Annotated in this window: 1 pseudogene; it reads right to left on the minus strand. The window is 82.3% G+C overall.

Annotated features, from left to right (window positions below):
* Positions 1-735: pseudogene (locus tag EF903_RS33205) on the minus strand (hypothetical protein); the annotation flags it as partial.
* Positions 736-830: the final 95 nt, after the last annotated feature.

Raw genomic sequence — 830 nt, forward strand, 5'->3', positions numbered from 1 at the left:
GCGGCGCTGGCCGGCGGCGGCGGGCGGGGCGCGGCCGTGCCGGAGCGCGCCCGCGGCCGGCTCGCCCAGCTGCACTCCCTGCCCGCCGAGCGCGCCTGCGCCGTGGGGGAGCTCGGCGACCGCGCGGTGCGCGCCCGCTGGGCCGGCCGCACCGACGGCGCCGGCCCAGCGGGCGAGCGCGGCGAGGTCTCCGAGGTCGCCCATGCCCCAGGAGCGTTCGGAGAGCAGGGAGTACAGCTGGACGAGCAGCCCGCGGGCGCGCTCCGGCACGGCGGGGGCCCGCTCGGGGGCGACGATCAGCGTCGCGGCGGCGGTGCGGCCGTCGGGAGCCTCGGCGCGCACCCGGTGCACGCCGAGCGGCGGCAGGACCGCGGGGTCCCAGTCGTACGGGCCGGCGGAGCCGGCCGCGGCCGCCCCGCCCTCCGCGGGGACACCGCCCGCGGCGGCTCCCTCGGGCTCCAGTCGGGTCCGGGTGCCGCGGGGCAGCCCCGCCAGCTCACGGGGCGCCGCCGACCCGGCCCACCAGACGAGGACGGGCGGCAGCAGCCGCTCGGCGGCGTCCCGCTCGGCCGCGGCGAGCGCCTCCCGGACCTGCTCGGGGGTGCGGGCGGGCACGCCCAGCAGGCCGAGGACCGCGACGACCGTCTCGCGCGGCACGTCGACGGTGACGCCCTCCGCGGGCCGGTAGTCGGTGGCGACGCCGTGCAGGGCCGCGAGCCGGGCGAGTTCGTCCATGGAGGTCACCGGTGTCCCTGTGGTCGGCCGCCGGCGGCGGCCGGCCACAGGGACCCCGGTGCCCTCCATGGACGAACTCGCCCGGCTCGCGGCCC

Source organism: Streptomyces sp. WAC05292, from assembly GCF_003949955.1.
Classification (GTDB): domain Bacteria; phylum Actinomycetota; class Actinomycetes; order Streptomycetales; family Streptomycetaceae; genus Streptomyces; species Streptomyces globosus.